The 4,054-nt window shown below is 43.1% G+C and carries 1 protein-coding gene and 2 pseudogenes; all 3 read right to left on the bottom strand.

Going from position 1 to position 4,054, the window contains the following annotated elements; all coding sequences use genetic code 11:
- Positions 1-76: 76 nt before the first annotated feature.
- Positions 77-1,258, bottom strand: a pseudogene (locus tag AAEY57_RS18855) (efflux RND transporter permease subunit); the annotation flags it as partial.
- A gap of 8 nt (positions 1,259-1,266) precedes the next feature.
- Positions 1,267-2,766: an efflux RND transporter periplasmic adaptor subunit gene (locus tag AAEY57_RS18860; RefSeq protein ID WP_350608538.1), complete on the bottom strand. Its 1,500-nt coding sequence runs from the start codon at positions 2,764-2,766 to the stop codon at positions 1,267-1,269.
- Positions 2,756-4,000, bottom strand: a pseudogene (locus AAEY57_RS18865) (TolC family protein); the annotation flags it as partial. The gene AAEY57_RS18860 and the pseudogene AAEY57_RS18865, both read right to left, overlap by 11 nt.
- Positions 4,001-4,054 lie beyond the last annotated feature (54 nt).

The following is a 4,054-nucleotide window of genomic DNA, read 5'->3' on the forward strand; positions in this document are numbered from 1 at the left end:
CGTGACCAAGGTGATTATTATGCCTTGATCTGATCACTACATATTCTATAAGTTCAATTTATAATGATCTTGCCGTGCCTAATGACATGATATTGGCGTTAATCCCTTGCCAATACATAATAATAAAAGCGGTGAGTATACCTAACGGTAAGGTAATAATAGCCACCAGCGATGAGCGTATATGAAATAAAAACACCACACACACTAAAGCCACTACAATAAGCTCTTCCATTAATTTAGAGGTGAGGTTATCAACTGCGTCTTTTATTAAGTGAGAGCGATCGTACACAGGTACAATTTCAACCCCCTCTGGTAGCCCTTTTTTAAGTGACTCTAATTTAGCTTTAACGAGCTCTATGGTTTTTTGCGCGTTTTCACCAAAGCGCATAACCACTACGCCACCTGCCACCTCGCCTTCGCCGTTAAGCTCGGCAACACCGCGGCGCATTTGCGGACCTAAACGCACATTAGCAACATCACGTAACTGTAGTGCAGTACCGTTAGCGTTTATACCTAAAGGAATGGCTTCTAAATCAGCAACACTTTTTACGTAGCCAGTACTGGTTACCATGTATTCAGCTTCTGCCATCTCAACTACCGATGCACCCATTTCTTGATTGCCTTGCTTAATGGCAGTTTGAATAAGGCTTAGCGGAATACCATAAGCACGAAGCTTATCGGGCTGAACGTTTACTTGGTATTGTTTGACCATGCCGCCTACCGATGCCACTTCGGACACACCGGGTACAGTTTGCAGTTCAAATTTTAAAAACCAATCTTGTAAACTGCGTAATTGGCTGATGTCATGCTTACCTGTGGTATCAGTGAGTGCATATAAATACACCCAGCCAACTCCTGTGGCATCCGGGCCTAGCTCTGCAATTGCCGTATTGGGTAAACGCGCAGATACTTGACTTAAATATTCTTGAACACGACTTCGCGCCCAATATAAATCGGTGTCTTCGTCAAAAATAACGTACACGTAGGAGTCACCAAAAAACGAAAAACCGCGTACTGTTTGCGCCCCTGGTACCGATAACATCGCCGTGGTTATAGGAAATGTGACCTGATCTTGCACTACTTGCGGCGCTTGCCCAGGGTAAGATGTTTTAACAATAACCTGTACATCAGATAAATCGGGTAAGGCATCTACTGGGGTGTTTTTTACAGCATACAAGCCGCCACCAATAAGTATTGCGGTCAGTAACAGTACAAAAAAACGATTAACAACAGACCAGCGAATAATTGCAGTAATCATAACCACTCCTACTCGTGCTGACTGTGCATAGCATGCACAGAAGTCATTGTATGGATCACAAACTCACCTTGCTCAATACTAAAGGTAAATGTAACTTCATCATTTAGCTTAAACGCCTCAATGGTTACATTTTTTGCTAACACAAAGTCCATAGTTGCAGGTCCGCGCCCCCACTTTTCAATCGCCTCACGGCTAATATTCATAACCCGCGTGTTAGGGTCAATGCTGTTGATAACCCCATTCACAGTAGCCATACTTGGGGCACTATCACTCATTGCCATTGTGCTGTGCGAAGGGGCTTGCATACGCTTAAAGTCAGAGCTTTTACTCGACTCTGAATCAATTAAAAACTGCGCAGAAGTAACCACTTCATCTTCAGCCATAACACCTGATAAAATTTCGGTATTAGCCGCATCACTTCGCCCTAAGGTTACTTCAACCGATTTAAAACGCCCCTCCCCAAGCGCAATTACAATGCGGTTTTGGCTACCAGTGCGAATAACCGCTTCTTTAGGCACAATTAACTGCTTTTCAGCTTTTTGGCTATGAATACTGACTTGCGCAAACATATTAGGCTTTAACTGATGGCCTTGGTTATCAAAGCGCAAACGTACTCTTAAAGTACGATTTTTAGCATCTAAAGTAGGGTAAATATAATCCACTTGCCCTTGCCAACTTTGACCACTTAAATAATCGAGTGTCATGGTTACCGGTAAGCCAACACGAATAAGTTCTGCTTGGCGTTCAAATACCTCAGCCTCAACCCACACTTCGTCAAGCTGAGCAATACTCATCATTGATGTATCTGGTTTAACGTAAAACCCTTCACGAATATTAAGCTCATCAACAACGCCACCTTGGCGAGAATAAAAAGTAATATTTTGTAGCACTTGCTGACTTTTTTGTAAGCGTGAAATAAAACCCTCAGACACATTAAGCGATTTTAAACGTGCTTTAGCCGCCCGAATTAACACCGGATTATTGCGCTTTAACGCTAAAACAAACTCTTCTTGGGCATTGACTAATTGCGGTGAATACAAGGTATAAAGTGGCTCATCTTGTTTAACCTGATCGCCTGCTGCCTTCACATATAATGTCTCTACCCAGCCCTCTACCCGCGGATGAATATGAATGAGCTGGTCTTGGTTATACTGTACATAGCCTACCGTGTTGACTTCATTTTCCAGCGCTGCAAACTCCACCGGTGCCGTGCGTACACCTAAGTTATTGATCACGGTAGGTGAAATTTTAACACTGCCGGGGCCTTCATTTACATCACTGTCTGACTCTTCATAAACAGGCACTAAATCCATACCCATAGGTGATAAACCCGGTTCATCACGACGATAATTACTGTCCATTGGTGCCACCCAATAAAGCGGCTCTTTTTTACTACTGGTTTTGTCATTGCTTGGCATAGTGTGCTCAGCTGGCAAGCTCAATAACACCCCGGCCGTCAGCGATGCACTGCATATAGCCACCAATGACAATTTTAAATTAGTATTCATAGGTTAGCTCCTGTTGTGTTAAGTTCTTTAAGCTGGCGTCATCAGCACTGGCGTAATAATTTAACCGTGCAATAATAATTTTTTGATCAACGTGAATATTAAGTGCGTCTATTTTGGCATTTAATTCGCTGATCCGCGCTTGCATCACATCCGAAAAATTACCATCATCGCGGGTGTAGGCATTAAGGGTAGCTTGGGATTGCTCGGCCATTTGCGGCAATAATTTAGTTTTATAGAGCGCTGCTCGCTGACTTAATCGTGTTAGTTGGCTGACTTCCTTAAAGTACATTCCTTTTAGCTTTTTAAGGGCAATTAATTTTTGTGTTTTTGCCTCTTCGCTATCAGCAACAGCGGCATTAACGAGTTGGTCTTGGCGATTATCGGTAAATAGCGGTAAATCTATACTCACTCCAACAGAGAAAAGGTCGGCTCGCGAGCCCCCCATTGGCATATCATCGCGATAACCATATCCCATATTCACACCAATTTGCGGTTTATAGCCTTGCTCAGCCACACTGATTTGAGTTTGCTTTGCCTCTATTGCATTATCAATCGCCATAATAGCGGGGTGCTTTAATAGCAATGCCATTAATTGCTGAAACTCTAATTCCGTGTAGTTTTTTAACGCTGAAACCTGTGAAAAGTCCTCACCAACAGGCTGGCTTAGCATGTCGATGGGCAACCATTGTGTTAACCGCTTTTTAGCACCTTGTAGCTGTTGATCAAGTTGCATTAGTTTATCTTCAAGGCGGATTAGCTCTAATTGCGCACGAATAATATCTTGTTGGCGTGTTTTACCCACCGAGCTTACATAACTTGATTCGGTAATATCGATTAACTGAGTAAACAACGCTTTGTCCTGCTCAATAAGCGCAATAGTTCGCTGCGCTCTGTAAGCATTGAGCCATGACTCGGTCACTGTGGTTTTTACCTGCGCGAGTCTATCTTTACGGAGCCAAGGCTCTGCCGCAGCCGACTGAGACAGTGCCTTTTGCTGCAATGCTAAACTATCGCCCCGGCTTAACGACTGGCTAATTCCTACTTTAAATTGGGTCATATTTTCTTGATCAAAAGCATAACCATTGGTTGGTAGGTTCATTAGTCCTAGCGTGAGTACCGGATCAGGTAAGGTACCTGCGGCAATACTTTTTGCTTCAATTGATGCTTGTTTTTGTTTGCTGGCTTTAAGCCAAGGCTCATGGTTTAAGGCATAGTTAACCTGAGCTTCGGATAAGAAATTACTAATTTAAAGGAACTAAATGCTCGTTCCATGATCCGATCATTCGAC

The sequence above is a fragment of the Pseudoalteromonas sp. MER144-MNA-CIBAN-0113 genome (assembly GCF_040308965.1).
GTDB lineage: Bacteria > Pseudomonadota > Gammaproteobacteria > Enterobacterales > Alteromonadaceae > Pseudoalteromonas > Pseudoalteromonas tetraodonis.

Coding starts and splice junctions, on each gene's coding strand:
- AAEY57_RS18860 (WP_350608538.1), bottom strand. CDS start 2,766: ATGAATACTAATTTAAAATTGTCATTGGTGGCTATATGCAGTGCATCG.